Annotated in this window: 25 protein-coding genes; 8 read left to right on the forward strand and 17 right to left on the reverse strand. The window is 68.8% G+C overall.

The genetic code is table 11. The features are described 5' to 3' along the window. The first annotated feature begins 3 nt into the window (after positions 1-3). Positions 4-1,203: a cytochrome P450 gene (locus tag AC5Y2S_RS20065; RefSeq protein ID WP_499957871.1), complete on the forward strand. Its 1,200-nt coding sequence runs from the start codon at positions 4-6 to the stop codon at positions 1,201-1,203. Here AC5Y2S_RS20065 and AC5Y2S_RS20070 read toward each other — a convergent pair. Continuing rightward, positions 1,190-1,720 (reverse strand): peroxiredoxin-like family protein, encoded by a 531-nt coding sequence (locus tag AC5Y2S_RS20070; RefSeq protein ID WP_499957994.1) that lies wholly within the window; start codon positions 1,718-1,720, stop codon positions 1,190-1,192. The genes AC5Y2S_RS20065 and AC5Y2S_RS20070 overlap by 14 nt on opposite strands. After that, on the reverse strand, positions 1,617-2,426 hold the full coding sequence (locus AC5Y2S_RS20075) for a TIGR03621 family F420-dependent LLM class oxidoreductase (protein WP_499957873.1): 810 nt from the start codon (positions 2,424-2,426) through the stop codon (positions 1,617-1,619). The genes AC5Y2S_RS20070 and AC5Y2S_RS20075 overlap by 104 nt, the downstream gene beginning before the upstream one ends. A 128-nt stretch (positions 2,427-2,554) precedes the next feature. On the opposite strand from AC5Y2S_RS20075, the gene AC5Y2S_RS20080 reads away from it, so the two are divergent. Beyond that, positions 2,555-3,157: a TetR/AcrR family transcriptional regulator gene (locus AC5Y2S_RS20080; protein WP_499957874.1), complete on the forward strand. Its 603-nt coding sequence runs from the start codon at positions 2,555-2,557 to the stop codon at positions 3,155-3,157. A gap of 13 nt (positions 3,158-3,170) precedes the next feature. Here AC5Y2S_RS20080 and AC5Y2S_RS20085 read toward each other — a convergent pair whose 3' ends face one another. From AC5Y2S_RS20085 to AC5Y2S_RS20115, 7 genes are all read right to left on the reverse strand, one after another. Further along, positions 3,171-4,160, reverse strand: a complete 990-nt coding sequence (locus tag AC5Y2S_RS20085; protein ID WP_499957876.1) for an alpha/beta fold hydrolase — start codon at positions 4,158-4,160, stop codon at positions 3,171-3,173. 203 nt (positions 4,161-4,363) lie between these two features. After that, positions 4,364-4,867, reverse strand: coding sequence for a lipoprotein LpqH (locus tag AC5Y2S_RS20090; RefSeq protein WP_499881047.1), 504 nt, complete (start codon positions 4,865-4,867; stop codon positions 4,364-4,366). Between the two features lie 99 nt (positions 4,868-4,966). Continuing rightward, positions 4,967-5,698, reverse strand: coding sequence for a hypothetical protein (locus AC5Y2S_RS20095; protein ID WP_499957878.1), 732 nt, complete (start codon positions 5,696-5,698; stop codon positions 4,967-4,969). After that, on the reverse strand, positions 5,695-6,069 hold the full coding sequence (locus tag AC5Y2S_RS20100) for a hypothetical protein (protein WP_499957879.1): 375 nt from the start codon (positions 6,067-6,069) through the stop codon (positions 5,695-5,697). Before AC5Y2S_RS20100 ends, AC5Y2S_RS20095 begins: the two co-directional genes overlap by 4 nt. Before the next feature lie 15 nt (positions 6,070-6,084). Further along, the gene (locus AC5Y2S_RS20105) at positions 6,085-6,948 is read right to left on the reverse strand and encodes an LLM class F420-dependent oxidoreductase (protein ID WP_499957880.1); all 864 of its coding nucleotides are present in this window, start codon (positions 6,946-6,948) and stop codon (positions 6,085-6,087) included. After that, a complete protein-coding gene (locus AC5Y2S_RS20110; RefSeq protein WP_499957881.1) occupies positions 6,945-7,727 on the reverse strand; it encodes an SDR family NAD(P)-dependent oxidoreductase in 783 nt (260 codons plus the stop codon). The genes AC5Y2S_RS20105 and AC5Y2S_RS20110 overlap by 4 nt, the downstream gene beginning before the upstream one ends. After that, on the reverse strand, positions 7,724-8,530 hold the full coding sequence (locus AC5Y2S_RS20115) for an alpha/beta hydrolase (protein ID WP_499957882.1): 807 nt from the start codon (positions 8,528-8,530) through the stop codon (positions 7,724-7,726). Before AC5Y2S_RS20115 ends, AC5Y2S_RS20110 begins: the two co-directional genes overlap by 4 nt. 138 nt (positions 8,531-8,668) lie before the next feature. Here AC5Y2S_RS20115 and AC5Y2S_RS20120 point away from each other — a divergent pair, with 138 nt between their 5' ends. Continuing rightward, positions 8,669-9,601, forward strand: a complete 933-nt coding sequence (locus tag AC5Y2S_RS20120) for a phosphorylase family protein (RefSeq protein WP_499957883.1) — start codon at positions 8,669-8,671, stop codon at positions 9,599-9,601. Position 9,602: 1 nt separating this feature from the next. Here the strand turns inward: AC5Y2S_RS20120 and AC5Y2S_RS20125 are convergent, their stop codons facing one another. Then, positions 9,603-10,454, reverse strand: a complete 852-nt coding sequence (locus AC5Y2S_RS20125) for a sulfurtransferase (RefSeq protein ID WP_499957884.1) — start codon at positions 10,452-10,454, stop codon at positions 9,603-9,605. A gap of 248 nt (positions 10,455-10,702) precedes the next feature. Between AC5Y2S_RS20125 and AC5Y2S_RS20130 the strand changes: the two genes are divergently transcribed. The 3 genes from AC5Y2S_RS20130 to AC5Y2S_RS20140 all read left to right on the forward strand — a co-directional run bounded on the left by AC5Y2S_RS20130 (position 10,703) and on the right by AC5Y2S_RS20140 (position 12,251). Beyond that, entirely contained in the window at positions 10,703-11,032 is a 330-nt protein-coding gene (locus tag AC5Y2S_RS20130; RefSeq protein WP_499957886.1) for a DUF732 domain-containing protein, read from the forward strand. An 84-nt stretch (positions 11,033-11,116) separates the two neighbouring features. Beyond that, positions 11,117-11,563: a hypothetical protein gene (locus AC5Y2S_RS20135; RefSeq protein WP_499904213.1), complete on the forward strand. Its 447-nt coding sequence runs from the start codon at positions 11,117-11,119 to the stop codon at positions 11,561-11,563. Then, positions 11,547-12,251, forward strand: a complete 705-nt coding sequence (locus tag AC5Y2S_RS20140; protein WP_499957888.1) for a TetR/AcrR family transcriptional regulator — start codon at positions 11,547-11,549, stop codon at positions 12,249-12,251. The genes AC5Y2S_RS20135 and AC5Y2S_RS20140 overlap by 17 nt, the downstream gene beginning before the upstream one ends. A gap of 3 nt (positions 12,252-12,254) precedes the next feature. Here AC5Y2S_RS20140 and AC5Y2S_RS20145 read toward each other — a convergent pair whose 3' ends face one another. Both AC5Y2S_RS20145 and AC5Y2S_RS20150 read right to left on the reverse strand, forming a co-directional pair. Next, positions 12,255-13,370, reverse strand: a complete 1,116-nt coding sequence (locus tag AC5Y2S_RS20145; protein ID WP_499957889.1) for a glycosyltransferase — start codon at positions 13,368-13,370, stop codon at positions 12,255-12,257. Between the two features lie 80 nt (positions 13,371-13,450). After that, positions 13,451-14,233, reverse strand: a complete 783-nt coding sequence (locus AC5Y2S_RS20150) for a helix-turn-helix domain-containing protein (protein ID WP_499957890.1) — start codon at positions 14,231-14,233, stop codon at positions 13,451-13,453. Positions 14,234-14,317: 84 nt separating this feature from the next. Here AC5Y2S_RS20150 and AC5Y2S_RS20155 point away from each other — a divergent pair, with 84 nt between their 5' ends. Continuing rightward, positions 14,318-15,268 (forward strand): LLM class flavin-dependent oxidoreductase, encoded by a 951-nt coding sequence (locus AC5Y2S_RS20155; protein WP_499957891.1) that lies wholly within the window; start codon positions 14,318-14,320, stop codon positions 15,266-15,268. Further along, the gene (locus AC5Y2S_RS20160) at positions 15,265-15,930 is read left to right on the forward strand and encodes a maleylpyruvate isomerase family mycothiol-dependent enzyme (RefSeq protein WP_499957893.1); all 666 of its coding nucleotides are present in this window, start codon (positions 15,265-15,267) and stop codon (positions 15,928-15,930) included. The genes AC5Y2S_RS20155 and AC5Y2S_RS20160 overlap by 4 nt, the downstream gene beginning before the upstream one ends. Here AC5Y2S_RS20160 and AC5Y2S_RS20165 read toward each other — a convergent pair. From AC5Y2S_RS20165 to AC5Y2S_RS20185, 5 genes are all read right to left on the reverse strand, one after another. Next, positions 15,901-17,436, reverse strand: coding sequence for an FAD-dependent monooxygenase (locus tag AC5Y2S_RS20165; protein ID WP_499957894.1), 1,536 nt, complete (start codon positions 17,434-17,436; stop codon positions 15,901-15,903). The genes AC5Y2S_RS20160 and AC5Y2S_RS20165 overlap by 30 nt on opposite strands. Beyond that, positions 17,429-18,076: a TetR/AcrR family transcriptional regulator gene (locus AC5Y2S_RS20170; RefSeq protein ID WP_499957896.1), complete on the reverse strand. Its 648-nt coding sequence runs from the start codon at positions 18,074-18,076 to the stop codon at positions 17,429-17,431. The genes AC5Y2S_RS20165 and AC5Y2S_RS20170 overlap by 8 nt, the downstream gene beginning before the upstream one ends. A gap of 55 nt (positions 18,077-18,131) precedes the next feature. Then, positions 18,132-19,283, reverse strand: a complete 1,152-nt coding sequence (locus AC5Y2S_RS20175; RefSeq protein ID WP_499957897.1) for an AAA family ATPase — start codon at positions 19,281-19,283, stop codon at positions 18,132-18,134. An 8-nt stretch (positions 19,284-19,291) separates the two neighbouring features. Further along, positions 19,292-20,884, reverse strand: a complete 1,593-nt coding sequence (locus AC5Y2S_RS20180; protein WP_499957899.1) for a Na+/H+ antiporter — start codon at positions 20,882-20,884, stop codon at positions 19,292-19,294. Positions 20,885-21,000: 116 nt separating this feature from the next. Next, positions 21,001-22,053 (reverse strand): DUF5685 family protein, encoded by a 1,053-nt coding sequence (locus tag AC5Y2S_RS20185; RefSeq protein ID WP_499957900.1) that lies wholly within the window; start codon positions 22,051-22,053, stop codon positions 21,001-21,003. Positions 22,054-22,120 lie beyond the last annotated feature (67 nt).

Below are 22,120 nucleotides of genomic sequence, written 5' to 3' on the forward strand. Positions count from 1 at the left end.
ACGATGTTACGTTCGGCCGAGCTTTATTACGACCCATACGACGTCGTCATCGACGACGACCCGTACCCGGTGTGGAAGCGCATGCGCGACGAGGCGCCCCTGTATTACAACGAGAAGTACAACTTCTACGCGCTGAGCCGGTACGAGGACGTGGCACGCGAACTGCCGAACTGGGAGACCTATCAATCCGGCCGGGGGACCACCGCCGACATCCTGTTCAACAACATCGAAGTGCCGCCGGGCATCCTGCTGTTCGAGGATCCGCCGCTGCACGACCTGCATCGCCGCCTGCTGTCCCGCGTGTTCACGCCGCGGCGCATGCTGGCCGTCGAGTCCATGGTGCGCGGATTCTGCGTCCGCGAACTCGACCCGTTGATCGGTGCCGGCGGGTTCGACTTCATCGCGGACCTCGGCGCGATGATGCCGATGCGGACCATCGGCTACCTGTTGGGCATTCCCGAAGCGGACCAGGCGAACATCCGAGATCGCAACGGAGCCTTCATCGAAATGGCCGAAGGGCGCAAGCCCGGCGAGGTCAACCCCAACCTGTTCGCGGACACCATCGCGATGTTCGCCAAGTACATCGAGTGGCGCGCCGGGCATCCGTCCGATGACCTGATGACCGATCTGCTGCGGGCCGAGATCGAAGAAGCCGACGGAACCCGTCGCCCCCTGTCGAGGACCGAGGTGCTGTCCTATACCGCCATGATCGCCGGCGCCGGCAACGAAACCACCGCTCGTTTAATCGGTTTCATGGGGCAGTTGCTGTCGGATCACCCGGATCAACGCCGGGAACTCGCCGCCGACCCGTCCCTGATCCCCGGCGCGGTCGAGGAAACGCTGCGCTACGAGCCGCCGTCGCCGGTGCAGGCACGCTACGTCGCCCGCGATGCCGAGCACTACGGTCGGGTCGTTCCGGAGGGATCGTTCATGTTGCTGCTCAACGGTTCCGCCAACCGCGACGACCGTCGTTTTCCCGATCCGGACCGTTTCGACATCCACCGTCAGGGCGGCCACCTCAGTTTCGGGCAGGGCCTGCATTTCTGCCTCGGCTCGGCGCTGGCCCGGATGGAGGCCCGGGTCGCGCTGGAGGAGGTCCTCAAACGCTGGCCGGATTGGGAGGTCGACTACGCCAACGCCGAACGCGCCCACACCGCCAGCGTTCGCGGCTGGGCGCGCCTGCCCGTCGTTACCGAGGGGTAGTGCTCCTCATCGCGAGCAGTTCGTCGACCGACCACTGGTCGTAGGCGTGCTCGCCGTACTTCACCGCGACCACGCGGCCGTCGGCATCGATCAATATGTCGGCGGGCAGGCCGAGGTTGCCGTTGGTCGGGTTGGCCGGCATAGGGGCTCGGCGCTTTGTTATCGAGCTCTTGAGGGCATGCCACCAGCCCCTGGGCAGGGCGCGCCATGCTCCCGGTCTGAGGATCGACCTGGCCGACGCCTCGACGCCGAAGCGGCGGTACAACTTTCGCTCGGGGTCGCCGACGACCGAGAACGGCAGGTCACTCTCGTACTTGCGCAATTCGGCCGAAGTGGAATGGAAGATGACCACTTCGCGGATGCCGGCGGCAGTGATCTCGTCGAGCCGCGCGGTGATCGAGCGCAGATGTAGGTTACAGATCGGGCAGCCGGCGAATCGCCGAAACTGCAGATGGGTCAGCGCCACTCCGGGATCGGGGATCGCGATGGGTTCGTCCCGGATGCCGGAAAGTTCCAGTTGCGGAAAACGGTCCCCGACGCTGAGGCGGGTAGCGGTGGCTTCGGTCTTGCGTGACATGACTTTCTCTCCTATTTGATGGCCGCGACGAGCTTCGCGAGGGTTTCCCAGGACGTTCCGAAGGTCTTGTTGAAGGTGAAGTAGCTGATGCGACCCGTTCGGCAAGATCGGCCTCAGTTCCCATCGACGCGATGGCCACGATGTCGGCTTGCCGTGCCGCCATCGTCAGCAGTTTGTCTCCGGCGCCGGCCACCATGATCGGCGGCGGGGTCTGCACCGGCGGCGGGATGTGGCCGGGATCCGAGAGCAGCCTGCGGATTTCGGTGACGTGTTCGGTCAGGATGCGGACGCGCTGGCCCGGGCTGGGGAACGGCAGGCCGGCCGCGTCGAACTCGTGCTCGACATAGCCCGTGCCCAGTGAGATGATCAGCCGCCCACCGGTTGCGGAGTCGACGGCGGCGAGGTCGCGTGCCAGCAGTGCCGGTCGATAGAACGAGGCATTGAGCACCAGGTTGCTGACCTTGAGCGTGGGCGCCGCCGCGGCGATCGCCACGAGTGGAACCAAGGGTGCGGTGAATCCGAGGTGGTCGGGCAGCAGGATGACGTCGAAGCCGATTGATTCGGCGCGACGCGCTTCCTCGGCCATCTCCGGTACGGAGTTCTGGCCGGGCAGCGTCAATCCGAGCCGGACGGGTCTATCGCGCATGTCGCTTCCTCCAATATTCATCGTACTGACAGTATGCTCAATGTTCGATAGGTCTGATTAATTCCCGAACCAGGGAGGGGCATACTGGGGTTCCGATGAATTCCTCCCGCAGCCCGTATCAGTCGCGATTGCGTGCCGAGCAGGCCGCCGCCACGCGCCGGCTGGTGCTGGATGCCGCCACACGGCTGTTCGTCGAACGCGGTTACGGCGGTACGTCGATCGATGCCATCGCCGAGGAGGCGGGGGTCGGGCGTTCCACCGTGTTCGCCGCCGCCGGTGGCAAGCCCTGGCTGCTGAAAACCGCGTGCGACCGGGCCATCGTGGGCGACGACGAGCAGGTCCCGTTCCATGAACGTCCCGAGGCGCGCAAGCTTTTCGCCATGACCGACCCCGCCGAGATCGTCACGGGATATGCGGGCATGCTCAGCGAAGCCCAACGGCGCGTGTCTGCCATCTATGAGGTGGTGCGGTCGGCGGCCGGAGTCGACCCGGAAGTCGGCGAACTGTGGACCGAACTCAGTCAGCAGCGTCTGGCCGGGGCGAAGGAGATGGCGGACCTGCTGCGCCGCAAGGGGGGCCTGCGCTCGGGCCTTTCCGTCGCTCAAGCCCGCGACATCATCTGGGTGTACAACGACCCCGGCCTGCATCACGCGCTGGTCGGTATCCGCGGCTGGAGTCAGGCCAAATACCGCGACTGGCTGGCGGACACGTTGAAGTCCCAACTCCTCTAGGTTCGCGAGGCGGCTAAGACGCGCTTTCGTCGACCAGCACGGCGCCGCCGGGCTGATTCCCGAGCGTCTGCAGTGGGATGTCCCCGCCCTGGGCCGTGAGGCGAACGATCTGGGCCAGCTCGCCGGGAGCGTCGCACTGCAGGTAGTGGTCGGCGCCGGGCACCACCCAGTAGCGGTTACGGCCGGGCTTGCTCTTCAGATACGTCTGCCACACGTAGTTGGGAACCCGCAGGGGAGAGACGTTGTCGTGGATGCCCCACACCACCGTGGTGTTGACCGGGCTCTTGGAAAGCGCCTCCAGCCAACCGGTTTCACCCGCCGAGCGCTCGTTGAGGTATTGAATCGTGTCCGGCAGCACGCGGATTCCGTCGTTGTGAGCGAAGCACCTCGCCAGCGCGGCGATCTCCGGGTCCTCCAGCGTTCGCCGCGGAATGAAGGTGCTGACACCCAAACCGGCGGCGAGCATCTCCGGCGTGGTCGCCGCCGCGGTGTCTCGCCCGGTCGCGGGGTCGAGCAGCGCGGTCTGGAACACGGTGAGGTTCGACAGCGGGAGGTAGATGTTCGCGTTGGTCATGATGAGGTCGACGGGCACCGCGGGCGGGTCCTGGGCCGCCAGCATTTCCAGCGCGATCATGCCGACGCTGCTGCCGCGGTCGTGCGTGAGCATCCGGAATTCGGTCAGCTTCCACACCTGGGTGATCGCGTAGACGAGCAGCCGCGCGTCGTCGTACAGCGAATAGACGTGCGGCGCCGGCGGCTTGTCGGACAATCCGTAGCCGGGAAAGTCCAGCGTGAACATGTCGAAGTCGGAGCCCAGTTCACCGGCCAGCGCGAAATAGTCGATGCTCGACGTCGGAAAGCCGTGCACCAGCACCAGCGCGGGCGCCCCGGGTGTGCCGCAGCGGCGGCTGAACACCGTGAGTTCCTGCCCGTCGTTGGCCGCCGTTGTCGACCGCCACCGCAGCTCGGTCCCGCCTTTTTGCCACTCCGCGAAGATGTCCAAGCTGCCAGCATCGCAGAGGTGGTCGCGGTTGGACAACCACGCATCGTGCCGGACAGGGGATTCCCAGGCGTCACAGGAAGTTTGGGATGCGCCGTTGTGCCCGCCTCACAGCGACAACCTGATATATGCCGTTTCCCGCCTGTCGCTGTGAGGCGGGCAAAAAGCCACCCGACATCTTGCGGTGACTCGAGTGACGACGTCGCTCAGGGACAGGTCACGTGGATCCCGAACGTCACCTGGTGCACGTCGCCTTGATTCGGCGACACCCCCTGGCCCGTCCCGGTCACCGTGTAACTCTTGCCGTCCTTGGTGGCCTGCACCTGGGTCGCGGACTGCGGCGCCTGGTAGGGCAGCTGATACTCACCGGATCCGGCCTTGAGCGACAGGGAGAAGCCGTCGACGCTCGGCGGTTTTTCGTCCGACAGCGCCAGTGACACCGATGCCGAATCGTCGTGAACGGTGATGCGGGTGGTCAGGTCCCCGGACTCCGCCGGCGTGGCACTGGGTTGCGCCGCCGTCGCGGTGCACTCGACCTTGTTCATGATCGTGTGCTTGTTGCCGCCGATCATCACGGTCGTGCTCGGCGGCGCCGCGGTCGTAGTGGTGGCAGAGGATGGCTGGCCGCTCTTGCTCGAGCAGGCCGGCAGGGTGGCCGCCACGGCGATCGCGCCGAGCGTGGCGGCGAGAACGAGTCGCGAACTGGTCATCTCACGTCCTTTGCTAGAGCTCAGAAGGACTATAGAGGCCGTTCGTTGCGGTGAGGTCTCATGCCTCTGGCGACCAGCCGAACGGCGGATCCACGCAGTTCAGCGCCACGCTTCCCAGTTGACCATCGTTCGTAACGGTCCCGCGAAAAGTGGTCGCACCGCGCCCGACCGCCACCGCTCCTCGATCAGTGGTGCCACGGCGTCGGTGGTGGTGAGCGGGTCGCCGTCGAGGTAAACGACCGTGACGTATTGGTGGTCCGTCAGCCAGCCCGCGGGCAGGTGGGTCCATCCGGTGCTGGTACCGAAGGTCCAGGCCCCGGCGGTGCCGGGCGTGGCGAGCAGCGCCGGATGGTGTTCGGCGTGCAGCCATTGCAGCCACGCGTCGGGGCGGCCGTCGGTGGGTTCCTCCACGATCAGCACGATTCCGCGGTGCGGCCGAAACGGCACCACCTCGGGGGAGACGAGGGCGTGCGGCGAGGCCTGCCACTGCAGCAGGCGCAGGCCGGCCACTTGCAGCGACGGCCGCGTGACCGGAAAGCGGCCGTTCTCCCGCAGCGAGCGGCCGAGCGCGACGAAGTCGTCGAAGGTTTGTTCAACGGGATCACCGATCAGGTAGTGCACCACGTTGCCGAGCTGCGCCAGCGGCCCGTCGGCCGCCAGGCGGTGCTCGGGGTAGGCGCCGTCGGCGATCCAGCGCAGCCCGTGGACGATGCCCGGCAGTTGGTATTGCTCGGGCATGTGATCCAGTAGGTGCCAACGCAGATAGCTGCCGTCATCGTCGGGCGGCGCCGCAGCGGTGAGGCTGAAAAAGCCTGCCTTGACGCGGTTCACGTGCCCGGACCGACCACGAAACAGCGGCCGGTGCTGCTGGTGAGCAATACCTCCTGAACCGCGGACTTGTCGACGGTGGGGAATTCGAAGCGATGCACTTGCTGGCCGGCGTCGATGCTGGCGTCCTGGGACTCGGTGGTGCCGTCCTTCTTGCGGACCACGGCCGTGACCTTGTCCGGCTTCGAAAGATTCTGCGGCTCATGGAAATACCACACCTCGATGCCCGCGCCCGAGCCCTGCCAGCCGTCGGAGTAGTAACACCCCGGATTGCCCTCGGCGTCCGGCGCAGCGGTGGCCGTCGGCGGGGAAACGATGACAGAGCCCGCACAACTCAACACAAGGATGGCCAGCATTCGGATCGCCTTCGACATGAAAGTCCTTTCGGATTAAGACCTTTGCAGTTCCGCGAGCGCGGCCAGATTGTCCAGGTATTGCTGCAGCGAGGTGTGTCTGAAGATGGCGCTGACGATGGTGGCACCGTGGGCGGCGAGCTCGCCGAGCGCGTCGCGGGTGCGTTCCGGCTCGTTGATCGGATCCAGCGGTCGCGACGGGGGCAGCACGACCTCGAATCGGGGAGGAAGGTCGAAGCGGCCCAACCATTCCCGGACCTGGTCCAGGCTGACGTTGAAGGGGGCCCAGCCGTCGGCGAGGGTCGCGGCCCGGCGCAGCGATCGCAGCGTGCGCCCACCGATCCAGATGGGGACGCGGTCCTGTACGGCGCAGGGGTCGACGACCATCCCGCTGAACGAATAGAACTCGCCGTGGTAAGCGGGCTCGGGGTCCGACAGCGAGGCGCGAAGCGCGCGCAGCGCGTCGTCGCCACGCGGCCCGCGATTATCGAAAGGCGCGCCGATGAGCTCGAACTCATCCTTCAGGCTGCCCACCCCGACCCCGAGGATGAGCCTGCCGTTGCTGACCTTGTCCAGGGTGCCGTAGCGCTTTGCGATCTCGAGCGGGTGGTGATACCCGAGCACCAGCACGTGGGTGGCCAACCGGATCCGCCGGGTGCGCGCGGCGAGATAACCAAAGGTGGCCAGCGGATCCCAGTAGCGGGCGCCGCGCCGGTCGCGCTCGGCCGCCGGCAGCGCGATGTGCTCGCTGCAGGTCAGGTGGTGATAGCCCAGTCGATCGGCGGCTTCGGCGATCTGGGCGAGGTCCTCGATGGAGGCGTCCCTGGTCCACTCGCTGCTACCCGGCAGCATGGTGACGATGGGTGTCGCGACCGATAGTTTGACTGCGGCGGCGCTCATCCCTGCATGTACCCTCCGGCGTCGACGGGGATGGATTGCCCGGTGATGGTTCGGCTCTCGTCGCCGGCCAGAAACAGCGCCAGGTTGGCGACGTCCTCGGGCGAGGAAATGTCTTGCAGCGCGACGCCTTTGAGCGACCTCGCCCGTTGGGTTTCGAAGTCGACCCCTTGCTCGTCGGCGGTGCGTTGCACCCACTTGCGAAACAGGTCGGTGTCGATGGCGCCGGGCACGATGCAGTTGCACCGGATGCCGTACGGACCGACTTCTAGCGCAACGGCTTTGGTGAACGCCCGCAGCGACGCCTTGGCGGCGACGTAATGGGTCTTGCGGACCATGCCGGAGTAGCTGGCCGTCGAGGAGAAGTTCAGGATGACCCCGCGGCGGCGTTGCAGCATCGACCGGTTGAGCACCTCGCGGGTGCACAGCATGGCCGCGGTGACGTCGATGGCGATGGTGGCGTTCCAGTTGTCCAGCGTCTGCTCCCAGATCCAGCGGTCCTGGCCGGGCGCGGCGGCGTTGTTGCACAGGATGTCCACCTGCCCGAACTCGTCGACGGCCCGCGCCACCATGGCCGCGACGTCGTCCTCGTTGGTGACGTCGGCGCGCATCGCGATGGCGCCCGGGCCCGCGGCCTCCGCGGCCTCGCGGACCGGCTCCTCGCGCCGCGCGGCCAGCAGCACGCGGGCGCCTTCCGCCACGAACAGCGCGCCCATCACCGGTCCCAGGCCGCTGCTGGCGCCGGTGATGATCGCGACCTTGCCGTCCAGCCGCCCGGTCATTGCGGCGACGCCGTCGGACAACGGGTTTCGAGCCAGGCGTGAATCCGCTCGGCCACGCCGGCCCAGCCGGGCTCAAGCATCATGTCGTGTGCCATCCCGGGAATGAACTCCGCCTCGGTGTGATACGCGCTCGCGGTCGCACGCACTTCCCGCGGCGAGAAAAGGATGTCGTTCTCGGCCCCCAGGACCAACATCGGGGTGTTGACGAGGGCGGGTTTCGGCAGATCGAGCAACAACATGCCGAGGACATGCCCGCCCACATACTCCTCGTCGAGCCCGGCCGCGTAGCGCGCCACCTCGGCGAGGGGAGTAGAGCCGGAAAAGAAGCTTTCCCGGGCCAATTCGGGTGTGCGGCCCATGCTTCCCTTCGACTTGGTGATGGCCAGGTGCCGCGCGGTGAGCCACGGATGCAGCCGGAACCGGCGCAGCAGGAATTTGGCGATCCCGCTCGGCGGTACGGAGGCGAGTAGGACGGCGGCCGGCGCATCGTGCGACTCCAGATACTTCTGCACCACGAAGCCGCCCATCGAGTGCCCGATCACGACGGGTCGTTCGGGCAGGCCGTCGGCGACCGAGGCGACGTCGTCGACGAAGTCCGCCATCGAACAGAACTGCATGCGCTTGGGCGCGGGGCTCTTCCCGTGGCCGCGCAGGCTCACCGCCACCGACCGATAGCCCTTCGCCGCGAAGAAGTCCAGGAAATGCTCGTCCCAGCACCACGCGCCGTGCCAGGCGCCGTGGACGAATAACAAGGGCTTTTTGCGCGAGCCGCCGCTGGGTCCCTTGTCGATCACTTCGAGCACGCCGTTGAGACTAGCGGCAATAACGGCACGAAATCGCTAAACAAAAAGAACGATAACGAATATTCAGTCGCGTCCCCGATGCGCGAAAATCGACCCATCACATTAGCCACGTCGATAAGGCAGCGGGTCTCGGCATTCATGACCGACGAAAGACCAGGGGGATCGTGCTCAGAGCAGCGCACGCTGGTGCTGTCCGCGTTCCCGGCCGAAGCCGATGCCGTGCTGTCCCTCACCGCGCTCGACAGCCACCCCGTGGTGCGGGCCGACCGCCGACGCTTCTATCTGGGCACGATCGGCGGCAAGAAGGTGATCGTGGCGATGACGGGCATCGGCCTGGTGAACGCGACCGAGACGGCCCAGACCGCGTTCGAGCGGTTCACCTGCGCGACATCGGTTTCCATTGGCGCCGTGGTGTTCTCGGGCGTCGCCGGGGGCGGCGCCGGCGTCAACATCGGGGACGTGGCGGTGCCGGCGCGCTGGACCCTGGACCAGGGCGCGACCTTTCACCCGGTCGACCCCGGCATGCTGGCCGCGGCGCAGGCGCTGAGCGTCGACCTGGAAAGCGTTAATTACCTTGGCAATCCGATCTGCCTATGCAAGTACGCGCCCCGCGTGAAGCTGATCGACCTGAAGCGGCGGCCGCGGCTGCTCGTCGGCGGTGACGGATCCAGCTCCGACAACAACAACGGCCGGGCGTTTCCGTGCGTGCCGAACGGCGGCGACGTCTTCGGATGCCAACCCTGCAGCGCACCCGATCGCTCACTTTTCTACACCGGCAACTTCTTTCAGGCGGCCGGTCCCTGGCTGCGAAATTCCTTGATCAGCAACCTCAACATCGCGTCGACGGCCAACCCGGCCTTCGATGCGACGGACAACGAGACGGCGGCGGTGCAGGCGGTCGCCGACGCGCATGGGACGCCGTTCCTCGGAATCCGCGGGATCTCGGACGGGGCCGGCGACCCGTTGCGCCTGCCGGGCTTCCCGTTCGAGTTCTTCTTCTACAAGCAGATCGCGGCCGAAAACGCGGCCCGGGTGACCGCGTCCTTCCTGCGGAGCTGGGCGGGCGTCTGAGTTATTCGGGCCCGCGGCCGACGGGGCGGCTGGGATCCGAACACCATTCCGACCATGACCCCGGATACAGCGCCGCTTCTCGGCCCGCCGCGGCGAGCGCGGCGATCGTGATGGCCGCGGTGACGCCCGAGCCGCAGTAGACGCCCACCGGGGCTTCGCGATCGATGCCGTGGTCGGACAGCAGTTGGGCGAGCGCGTAGTCGCCGACGAAGGTCCCGTCGACCGCCAGGACAGCGCCGCTGGGAAGGTTTTTCGCGCCGGGGATGTGCCCGGCGACGGGGTCGAGGGGTTCCACGTCGCCCCGGAACCGTTCCGGGGCACGCGCATCGAGCAGCGTCACGCCCCCGCCGGTTTGGGCGGCCGTCAAGGTGGGCCGCCCGCCGGCGTACAGATCATCGTGTGGCACAGTCACGTTCCCGGGCCGCGGGCTGACCGGGCCGGTCTCGAGGCTTCGTCCGGACGCGCGCCACGCGGACAGGCCGCCGTCGAGGATGCGCACGTTTTCCAGCCCCGCGGCCGTCAGCACCCACCACGCCCGCGCGGAGCCGGCGCGGTTCCAGTCGTCGTAGACGACGACCGAATCGTCTTGGTCGATGCCCCATCGGCGTGCGGCCGCCTGCAGGCTGCGCCCCGACGGCAGCGGGTGGCGTCCGCGGCCGGCGACGCCGTGGTCGCTCAGCTCGTCCTCGAGCGACACGTACACCGCGCCCGGCAGATGGCCCGCCAGGTAGGCCGGACGGCCATCGGGTTCGTCGAGGCGCCACCCCACGTCGAGTATCACCGGCGGGTCGCCGGACTCGATGAGGGCGGCCAGCTCGGTCGACGTGATCAGTACCTGGTCGCGCGCCTCCACCCCCGCGAGCCTAGTCCCGCGCCGGGAAGTAAACGCAGCTGGAACTGACGGTGAACTCTTGCCGGCCCGGGCGGGGTGAGCTGTGCGTTCAGAATTAAACTCGACCAGAACTAAAACTGAACGGCGGATTGAAGTTTGGCTTTCGGCGGGCGGTCCCGCGCGAAGACTATTGACCACGGAACCGCTCGCACGCGAGGATTAATTACAGTGGGCTTTCGGCCCGTGTGGTTTTCGAAAGTGATGGGGAAATGAAGAAGAAGCTTTCTGCGGTCGCGTTCGGCGCGTTTTTGGCTTTAACGTGGGTGCCCGCAGCCGTCGCGCACGCCGACCAGACGGACCAGGACTTCGCGGAATACCTGGCGGGGCACGGCATCAACTTGGGTTCGCCGGCCCAGGTCGTGAACATGGCGCGCACGATGTGCAAGGACCTCGAGGCGGGCTACACCCAGAAGGACGAGATCGACCAGCTGACGGGGTCGCACAAGCTGACCCAGGCGCAAGCCGAGACCTTCATCGGCGCGGCCACCGCGGACTACTGCCCGGGCAAGCACGCTCCGAGCAAGCCCAGCGGCGGATAGTCCTCAGCGCACCCTCCCGACCGACGGTCTGGCATACCGACCACTGGTCGGTTACCCTTTCTGGGTGACCAGGGAGGTGCCGCAATGAACCGATCCGAGCAACCGGACTTCCGCACCCGCATGTTCGCCCGCGTGATGGGCCCGTATCTCACCATCGTGCCGACGACCGTCGCCGTGCGCGGGCACTACATGGAGGAGCTGTTCAACGAGTTCAAGGCCAATCCGATGTGGCCGTGGCTCTACGGCGCGATCCTCTTGATGGGCGGCCTGTTCATCATCGCGTTCCACCAGTACTGGCGGAGTCCCGCGGCCGTCATCGTCTCACTCGTCGGCTGGTTCTTCGCGATACGCGGGTTGCTCCTGCTGACCGTCCCGCGGGCCTACGATGCGGCCGGCAACGCCGTCTACACCTCGGGTGCGTCGGCGGTGATCTGGGTTTTGTTCGCGTGCCTGGCCTCGGCCGGCCTCTACCTGACCTACGTGGGCTGGAAGCCGAAGGCCGCGGATCGACCAAATGCCGCGGGTAGTTAAGCATCCCGACGTCCGGCGCGCGGAGCTGCTCGACAGGGCGGCGGGGCTATTCCTGCGCGACGGCTACGACAACGTCAGCCTCAACGACCTGATCGCCGACGCGGGCGTCTCCAAAGGCGCCTTCTACCACTGGTTTCCGTCCAAGGACGCGCTGATAACCGCCCTGGCCGAGCGCAGTGCGGCCGACACATTCACCTTCGTCGAGGATGCCCTCGCCACGTGCGATGGTGAGGCGCTGGCGCGTCTCAACGCGGTCTTGCAAGCCGGTTTCGACGCGAACATGAAGACCGGCGGGCCCGAGCAGCTGGCGGCGATGGCGTCGCTGCTGCGTCCGGACAATGCCCACCTGTACGCGCGCATCCTCGCCGTCGAGGAGGCCATGTTCCTGCCGCTGCTGGCGCGGCTGATATCCGACGGCGTGGCCGACGGGCTGTTCGACACGTTCGACCCGGACGGCGTCGCCGACATGATCTACGGCCTCGCGGCGCGCACGAACTCGAACGTGGTGGAGGTGTTGCAGGCCCCGGACGAACCGGCGCGCGAGGCGGCAATCGACCGCCTGACAACGCGATTCATGCTGCACGGGCTCGCGATCGACCGCATCCTCGGGCTTGCCGACGGAAGCGTCACCACGCTCACGCGCGAGCAGGTCGAGGCGCTGGTCGCGGCGCTGCCGCGAATTTACTAGCCGCTAAGCGGTTTTGCCGGTCTGCAGCGACGCCAGCATGCCCGCCGCCGCCCGTTCCCAGGTGAAGCTCTCCGCGCGGCGCCGCGCGGAGCTGCGACGGTGGTATTCGGGTCGCCCGACGATCGAGCCGACCGCCCACGCCATCGCGAACGGGTCGTTGTCGGCCAGGGCGCCGCTGTCCGGGGTGACGATCTCGGTCAGCGCCGACGTGCGCGACACGACGGCCGGCGTCCCGCACGCCAGCGATTCCAGCGCGGCCAGCCCGAACGTCTCATGGGGGCCGGGCGCCAGTGTCACGTCGGCCGTGGCCAGCAGCTCCGCGACGGTGCGCCGGTCGTTGACGAAGCCGGTGAAGTCGATCGGCAGCCGCGAGGCCTGCCTTTCCAGCCTGGCGCGCATCGGTCCCTCGCCGACGACGACCAGTCGGGCGTCGACGCCGGCGTGGCACAGCGCACCCAGGGCGTCGATGCTGCGGTCGACCCGCTTTTCCACCGACAGCCGCCCGCAGTGCACCAGCAGGATCTGCTGCGGGGTGGCCCAGCGCCGCCGCAGCAGGTACGAGTGCCGGCGCGGGTGAAACGTCTGTAGATCCACGCCCAGTGGCACGGTGACGGTGTTGGTCGCGCCGATCCGGTCGAACTCTTCGCGCGCGAATGCGGTGGTGCACACCACGGTGTCGTAGTTGGCGGCCGTGCGCCGATTGGCGAAGTCGGCGAACTTCTCCGCGCTGCGCCGCGGAAGTATCTGTCCCACCAGGCGATCCAGGCGCTCGTGGGAGATCATCACCGTCTTGGCACCGTAGTCGCGGCCCCACGGCCCCAGCGACCGCAGGGTGAGTCGGTCGGAGACCTCGAGCGCGTCGGGTTTCAGTGCCGCCAGGAGCGCCTTGACGGGTCCCGGCATCACCGCGCGGTAGCCGCCGGTGAAGGGAATCAGCCGGGCGGGCATCGTGATTCGCACCACGCCCGTCGGCAGCTCCGTGCGTTCGGGGCTGCGCCCGGGCACGATCAGGAACACCTCATGCCCGGTGGCGCAGTATTCGGCGCCCAGCCGGTCCACCGCGGTGCGCAGGCCGCCGGAGCGGGGGCCATAGAAGTTGGCGACCTGTACAACGCGCATAACGTGAGGACACGCGGTGCGCATGTGCAGTCATCGATGGGGGACCGACGCGTGCCTGAACAGTCCGTGAAGAAATCGCCTCACTGTGCGTGACGGCGGGCGAGGATCGCGGCGGTCTCCCGGTCGGCGGGCAGAAACGCCTCCAGGCGCAGCTCCGACACGGTGACATCCAGCGCCGTGACGAACGTCGAGATCGTCGCCACCAGCCGCACGTCGCCGTCGGGGGAGCGCAGGTGCAGCGGCACCGCGAAGCCGAGCGATTCGATCGGTCGCCCGCCCGGTGCTGGCGTGCCGTAGCCCTCGAGTTCCTCGATCAGCGCGTCGATGCGCGGGTGGGGACCGCGCTCGCGCAGGCCGTGCAGAATGTGGCGCCGCCAGTCGTCGAGGTTCACGATCCGCGCCGCCATGCCCTCGGGATGCAGCGCGACGCGCAGCACGTTGACCGGCGCCTCCAGCAGCCACCCCGCGACCCCGTCGGTCAGCAGCCCGAAGGCGCCGTTGGCGGCGACCAACTCGCCGAAGCCGTCCATGACCATGGCCGGATACGGCAGGTGCCCGTCGAGGACGTGCTGCAGCGCCTGCCGAACGGGTTGCAACAGCGGCGCGTCGGGCGCCGACTCCGGATGCGCGGGCGCGAAGCCCGCCGCCGAGAGCAGCGAGTTGCGTTGCCGCAGCGACAGCTGCAGCGAGTCGGCCAGCCGGCTGACGATGTCGCGCCCCGGCGCCGATCGGCCCTGCTCCAGGAAGCTCAGGTGCCGTTGGGTGGTGCCGGCGTCGTTGGCGAGGTCGATCTGGCTCAGCCGTCGCCGGTTGCGCCATTCGCGTAACGCCATGCCGAAGTCGCCCTGCATTGCCGTGGACATGCAAACAGTCAACCCATTCGTGGCGCTGGGCGCTATTCCCTGGCGGGAATTGCCGCGCGTCAGCTCCGGCGGCACGATCGCCGTATGAATCAGCCACTTCGCCTCGGTGTGATGCCGCCCCTGGCCGCCGACCCGTGGGCCGGCGCCGACCTGCGCCGGCTCCTCGACTTCGCCCGCGCCGTCGAGGATCTGGGTTTCGACTCGCTGTGGGCCAACGACTCGTTGGTGCGGCCGCGCATCGAAGCGCTCACGTTTCTGTCGGCGGCGGCCGCGGTCACCGATCGGATCACCCTGGGCACCGCCGCTCTGCAGCCGGTGCTGCGGCGCCCGGTGCAGACCGCGCAGGTCCTCGCCTCCATCGACCGGCTGTCGGGCGGGCGGTTGGCGGTGGCGGTCGGCGCCGGCTTCCCGGGCCTGTCCGAGGTGGAGTACGCCGCCTGCGAGGTTCCCTGGCGCCGACGCTTCGCCCGCCTCGACGACACCGTCGCGCTGTGGCGCCAACTCTGGAACACCAAGGAGCCCAGTTCGTTTCACGGGTCCGTGCTGCATCTCGACAACGTCCCGGCCGGCATCACGCCGTTCGACGCGTCCGACCCGCCGGTCTGGCTGGCCGCCGACACGCCGGGCGCGCGGGCCCGTGCCGGCCGCCTCTACGACGGGTGGCTGCCGTATCCTCCGACACCGCAGGCGTATTCGTCCGGCCTGGCCGAGGTGCGGGCCGCGGCCCGGGGTGCGGGCCGCGACGCCGACGCCGTGACGCCGGCGTTGTTCATTACGGTGCTGATCACCGATGATCCCGACGGCGGTCGGGCGGCTCTGGATCATTTCTGCTCCCAGACATACGGCTTCGGCATCGACGCCGTCGAGCAGATCCAGACGTTCGCGGCGGGGACGCCCGACGCCGTCGCCGCCCGGCTGGCGAGCTATATCGATGCCGGCGCGAGGCATCTGGTCTGCCGAATAGCCGTCCTCGGCCCCGACGGATTCGTCGAGCAGCTGGGCCAGCTGCGGACCGCGACGGAGTCGTTGCGATGACCACGATCGTGCGGCCGGGACCCGATCGAGCCGCGACCTTCACGGGCCTTGTCGACGAATACCGCTCCTTCGCCGAACTCATTGGCGCCCTGGATAGCTCGGAGTGGGCGCGGGAAACCCGCTGCGTCGGCTGGCAGGTGCGCGACGTCGCCGGCCACGTGGTGGGCCAGGTGGTCGACACGGTCAGCGGCGCGATCGGCACCCGCACGCCCGACGATCAGGCGGCGGCGCTGCGCGGCGAATCCCCGGCCGCGCTGGCGGCGAGGCTGCATGCCGCGACGGATTCCGTTGCGAGCCTTGCCGCGGCGTTCGACGACGCGGCGTGGTCGGCACCCAGCCCGGTGGCGGGGCTCATGCTCGGCCAGGGCGTGCACGCGCTGCTGCACGACGCATACGTGCACGGTGACGACATCCGTTGTGCGCTCGGCCTGCCGTTCGACGACGGCCCGGGTTTGCGCGCCGGCCTCGACTTTGTGTTGGGCGCCCTGTTGCGTGATGACGTCGCCGCCGCGGAACCGGCCATCGCCCGGCTGTTGGGAATATCGACCGAGCGGTTCGCCCAAGAGACCGGCATGGCGGAGCACGATTTTCTGCTGGCCGCCACCGGGCGGTGCGATCCCGCACGCCTGGGTTTACCCGGCAGCGTCAACATCTTCCGCTGAGGGCCCGAACCACCGCTGTAGCGCGGCGCGCAGGCTTGCTTGCTCGGGCGCCCCGAAAGTGTCCGCCGCCCAGGCGACGTAGCCGTCGGGCCGGAGGAGCAGCGCCGCGGCGGGCGGGTCGTCGGTGGTCGCCTCGATTACGTCGACGCGATCCCGCCAGCCGTGCGCCGTGGCGCCAACGCCGCCGAGGTCGAGCAGGACCGGGCGGGCGTCGTGGAGCAGCTCGGCGACGCGCCGGCCGTCGTCGAGGGTGAGCTCGGGCACCGGCCAGCCCGAGAGCGGGTGGTCGTCGCCCACGTCGTAGCGGACGTCGTTGCCGGCCAGCAGTTTCGCCATGTGCCGGGCGGCGTCGGGGATGGCGAAGAGTTCGCCCAAAAGTGTTCGAAGCGCGGCGACTTCGGGACCCGGCGCCATGAGGGCGGTCTGCGACAGCGAGTGCATCATGACGCGCTCGCCCACGGGGCGACGCTCGGACTCATAGGTATCGAGTAACCCGGCGGGGGCCCAGCCGTTGAGATGGGCCGCGAGCTTCCAGCCCAGGTTCATGGCATCCTGCAGCCCGAGGTTCAGGCCCGGCCCACCCATGGCGCTGTGCACATGGGCGGCGTCGCCGAGCAGCAGGACCCGGCCGTCGCGGTAGTGCTCCGCGAGGCGCGTGTTCTGCCCGTTGATCCGGCGCAGGGCGTGCGGCCCAGGGCCTTTCGGCTCCTCGAACGGCAGGTCGACGCCGAGGACGCGGCGGGCGCTCTCGCGCAGTTCGGCCAGGCCCATCGGCTTGTCCTCGACCGGCGGCCCGAACTCGATGGTGCCGAACAGCGAGCGGCCGGGCTCGAACTCGGCGTAGATCACCCCGCCGGTGTCCAACCGCGTGTGGCCGAACCTCAGCATGCCGAAGCCCGGGATGTCGATGCCGCCGTCGGCGCGGCGAAGCCCGTCGGGGATGTGCACGTGGGCCAGCCGGCCGACGGTCTGCGAGGTATGACCGGGGAAGTCGATGCCCACGGTCTTGCGGACCAGGCTCCGCCCGCCGTCGGCGCCCACCAGATGCCCGGCGGCGATGCGGTATTCGCGCTCCGGCGAGGACACCGTGAGCGCAACGGATTCCGGCTCCTGCCGTAGGCCGGCGAGTTCGTGTCCCCAGCGCAGGTCCACGCCGAGATCGCGGGCCCGCTTCTCCAGCAGCCGCACCACCCGGGGCTGTTGGATGGCCAGCGCGTACATCGGGTTGTCGGGCATGCCGAGGAAGTTCAGCGTCATGGCCGCGAAGATCCACCCGTAGGCGGGTTGCGGGGGATTGGGGTCGCCGGTGAACTCCTGGTACAGGCCCCGCATGTCGAGCATCCGAACCACCTGCCCGACAAGGCCGTTGGCCTTCGGCTCGGCGCTGGGGCCGGGCAGGCCGTCCAGCACGACGGGCCGGATGCCGGCCAGCGCCAGCTCGCAGGCCAGCATCAGGCCGTTGGGGCCGGCGCCCGCGATGACGATGTCGGCGTTCTCGTCAGCCACGACGGGGCTCCTTGCGCTTGGCGGGCTCGGGCAGTCCGGCGGCGACGGCGGCCAGGCCGTCGCGGATCAACTTCGTGATCGCGACGGGTGGGTCCGCTCGCACGTAGGCCTCGGCCGCCGCGTCGCCGACGGCGCGCACGACGGCCACCACCAGCCGGGGGTACAGGTCGCGTTCGGGGTCGGTGCCCGTGCGTTCGGCGACGGCCGCGAGCCACTCGTCAAAGAGGTCCTGCGGCAACGCGTTACGCACCTGCGGGTTCATCAGCAGCTTGCGGACCTCGACGAGATCCGTGCGGTTCGGCACTTGACTTTCGGCGCCGTAGAAATCGTCGAAGTCCTCTTCCAGGGGGGTGAGCACCGCGTGGGTAAGTGCCGTCCACAGCGGTTCGTCGGCGGGGCGCTGGCGAAGTGTTGCGATGCCGCGGCGCATCCGTTCGGTCTGCCGGTAGGCCAGCGCCTCGTATTTGCCGCTGAAGTAGTTGTTGAACGTGCGCAGCGATACCCCGGCCAGGCCGGCGATCTCGTCGCGCGTGACGTTTTCCAGCCCGCGCTCGAACGCCAGGTTCAGCGCGGCGTCGCTGAGCGCGCGCCGGGTGTCGGCCTTCTTGCGCTCGCGCAGTCCGGTCGGTTGGTCGGGCATGGGCACCAACGTACGCGAAACATGCATGGTGGGCAAGATTGCCCGCCGGGCAAGTTCAGCGTTTGCCCCATTCCCACGGCGGCGTCGTCAGCAGGCCCTGGCCGGTGATGCGCGTCTCGCCCCACTCCTTGTAGAGCTCGATCTCGACGGTGTCGTCGCCGGTGGCCTCCAGCAGCGCGCGCGAATGGGTGACCACGACGACCTGCGTCTGCGCGCCGGCGGCGCGGATCAGCGAGCCGAGGGGTCGCACCAGGTCCGGATGCAGCGAGGTCTCGGGTTCGTTGAGCACCATCAGCGAGGGCGCCTGCGGGCTGAGCAGCGCGGCGGCCCAGAGCAGGAATCGCAGTGTGCCGTCGGACAATTCGGCCGCGCGAAGCGGGCGCAGCATGCCGCGCTGCCGCAGCTGGAGGTCGAACACCCCGTCGTGGGCGGCGACCGAGACGGTGGCGCCGTCGAACGCGTCGGCGACGGTGCGCGCGAGGTCGTCGAATCCCGCCTCGATGATGGTCTGGATCGCGGCGGCCAGGTCGTGGCCGTCGTCGGACAGCACCGGCGTGCGGGTGCCGACCTGTGGCTGCCGCGCGGGCGCCCCCGCGTCCACGCGGAAGCCGTCGTAGAAGCGCCAGCCGCGCAGCCGCTCGCGCACGGCCGCGAGTTCGGGCAGCGCGTGCGGGTTGGCGTACTCGGCCAGCACGCTGCGATACGACGGCAGCGAGCGACTGAGCTCGTCGAACCCGCGGCCCGCGCTGACCTCCGCGAGATTCCGGGTACGGCGCACCAGCGTCGTGCCGGTCCGCAGCACCGGTCCGGCGAACACCGCTTCGCGTTTGATCTCGGGATCGCGGCCGAAGGCGGACTGAATCCCGGCCATCTGCGGGATGCCGAGGTCGACGAGATAGCCGAAATCGTCTGCGGTGAAGCCCATTTCGAGCGACACCGGCCGGGTGCGCACCGTGCCCTGGGCCTTGCCGGTGCGCCGGGCGCCGCCGAGTTGTTCGGGCCCGGCCCACAGCACCGATTGCAGCCCGCCCTCGCGGGCCAGCGAGCCGATCACTTCGCCGCGGCCGCAGTCGGCGAGCAGCCGCAGCGCGCGGTACAGCGAGGACTTGCCGGCGCCGTTGGCCCCGGTGACGATGGACAGCCGCCCCAACGGCACGATCACCTCGCGCAGCGACCGGTACCCGCGGATGGCGACGGTCTGCAACACGAGGCGCCCTACTCGTCGTCGGCGGCGTCGAGAAGTAGGGCTTCCTCGAGGTCCATCTCGTTCTGCAGCTCGCGCAGCACAATGTCGTCGATCAGGTTCTGGTTGCGCAGGGCGGTGATTTCGCGCCGCTTGTGTTCGAGCACGCCCAGGCGCACCTGTCGCACCTTCTCCTTCTTATTGATGAGATGGCTGTTCGCCGAATCACCCTCGGTGGCCAGCGTGAGCGCGGCTTTCTCTTCGTATTCCTTCTCCAGCCGTCGCCGCAGCTCATCGCTGATGCCGACCTCGTCGGCGACCGTCGGGAGCGCGGCGAGGGCGGCTTGACTGCCCCGACAGCGGGCCATTTCCAATTCCTGGACGTGCGTGAGGTCGTCGGGCATCTTGGCCCAGCGGACCACGGCGGGGAGCGTGCTCCCTTGGACCAAGACGGTGACCATGATTACGAAGGTCACGATGAAGATCAGCAGGCTGCGGTCGGGGAAGGGCGTGCCGTTCAGTGTGGTGGCCGGGACGGCCAGCGCCGCGGCGAGCGACACGGCCCCGCGGAATCCCGCCCAGGCGATCACGAACCGCTGGCGCCAGGGGGCGCGGCGCTGGCGCTGGACCTCGCGGCGGTCGATGAGGCGAATCAGGCCGGTGGTGATTTCGCCCCACACGATGCGGGAGGCGATCACCACGCCGGTGACGGCCAGGGCGATGTAGGCGGCGTGTCGGAGGCCGCCGTCGACGTGGGAGATCCCGTGCAGCGCGCCCGGGATCTGCACGCCGACGAACACCCACAGCGAGCCGTTGAGCAGGAAGGTCGCGATGTCCCAGAACCCGAAGGCCGCCAGGCGGGAACGGGCCCGGATCACCAGCGGCCCGGCGTAGGCGAGGACCAGGGCCGACACCATGACCGCGACCACGCCGCTGCAGTCGAATGCCTGGGCAAGTAGGAATGCCGCGAACGGAGTCAGCAGGCTCATGGCCCCTTCCTCCTGCGGCGCGTCGATTCGCTTGCGCGCCAGCACCACCAACCCACCGACCAATAGCCCGGCGGCGATGCCGCCGAGATAGGAAAGAACGAACCGGCTGCTCACTTCGAGCGGCGTGATGGCGGACCCGCCGACGGCCACCGTGACGCTGCCGGCGAACAGCACCAGCGCGGTGCCGTCGTTGATGAGGCTCTCGGCCTTCAGGACGGTCAGCTGCCGGCGGGGCAGCTTTTTCGCCAAGCCGGCCACGGCGGCGGCGTCGGTGGGGGACAGCACGGCGCCCAGGACGCCCGCCGCATGGGGGTCCATGCCCAACGATCGCGCGGTCCACGACACCGCCGCCGCGGTGGCGATCACCAGCGCGATGCTGAGCAAGACGATGACGCGCGCGTTGGCGCGGATCTCGCGGAAGCTGGTGTTCATGCCCTCCCAGTAGAGGATCGCGGGCAGGAACAACAGCAGCACGACCTCGCCGTCGACGTGCACGTGACCGAAACTTGGGATGAGGCCCAGCAGGGCGCCGAGCGAGATCAGCAGCACCGGGGGGCCCACGCGGTAGCGCCGGCCGATGACCGTCCCCACGATGACGGTGGAGACGAGCGCGACGATCAGGACGAGGCCAAACACCTGCCCAATCCTGCCGGACGGGTACGACTTGCGCCGGTTGGGGTTTGAGTCACACCCGTCCCACGGCCACCTTCAGGGTGCGGGTGGTCACTGCCGCGTCGCGGCGTCGGGCCCACCTAGCAATCGCAGCAGCAGTCGTCGCAGCAGCAGTCGCAGCCCTCGCAGCAGCACCAGCAGCCGCTGCCGTCGCCGCCCTTCTTGCGTTTGCCGGGGTTGGGGGTCTCGCCCTCGTCCGTCGGCTCAAAGGAACCGGGCTGGTTGCCGAAGTTGATGGGTTCCTGCTGGCCGCGCGGCGTTCCGCTCTGCGCGGTGTAGCCGGCGTGGCTGAAGGTGCGCTTGATCGCGCGGCGCACCTCGCCGGTCAACAGCCGCTGGGCCAGGCGTCCGTCGGTGAACTCGACGTCGGCCAGCGCGAGCTCGATGCCCAGGGCCGCGTCGTCGCACAGGGCGCGGGCCTCTTCGATGGGAGTTGCGGTGGCCGCCAACGGGTTCCACTTGCCACGCGCCACGTCGTCGCGGTAGTCCTCGACGGCGTCGAGCAGGTGCGCCACCCGGCCGAACAACTGCCCGATCTCGCGCAGCGGGGCGGCGTTGGCGGGGCGGCCGGCCAGCACGGCGGTGTGCGCGAACGCTTCGGCGACGGCGGTCTCGGTGGGCTCGGTCACCGCCAGCAGCGGGCTGCCCGGGCAGGCGGAGGTTTCGAGCGCGGCCTGGCGGTCGATCGCCGCGACGAGCACGCCGGTGTCGAAGCCCAGGGTGTGGCCGGCGTCGGTGCCCTGGCGCACCCAGCGCTCGGCGATGCGCCGCGCCGCCGGGCGAACCCCGGCCGCGCCGACCATGCCGTCGCCGTCGTCGACGTGGTCGCGGACCTTCGCGGCGGCGAGCGCCAGTGAGACCACCGCGGCCAGCCGCACGCAGTCGCCAGTGGCGACGTCGGCGCGCTTCATCCCGCGCAGCGGGCACCGCCCGGCCTTGCGGCGCGTGGGCTCGGCGGCCGACTGCGCTTCGACCAGCAAGGAGACCACCAACCCGTCGTAGTTGGTGGCGATCCGCGCGACCTGTCCGTAGTCGTCGCGCAGCGCCAGACACAATCCACACAACTGGGCTCGCCAGGCGTCCGCGAGCTCGCCGCCGAGCCGGTGACGGCAGGGCCGGATGATGCCAAACATGCACAGAAGCTACCCGAGGTTCAGCAAACGCGCGCCGCAAAACGCCGTGCCAGCGATCTCACCGCCG

The organism is Mycobacterium sp. NGS69 (assembly GCF_059812165.1).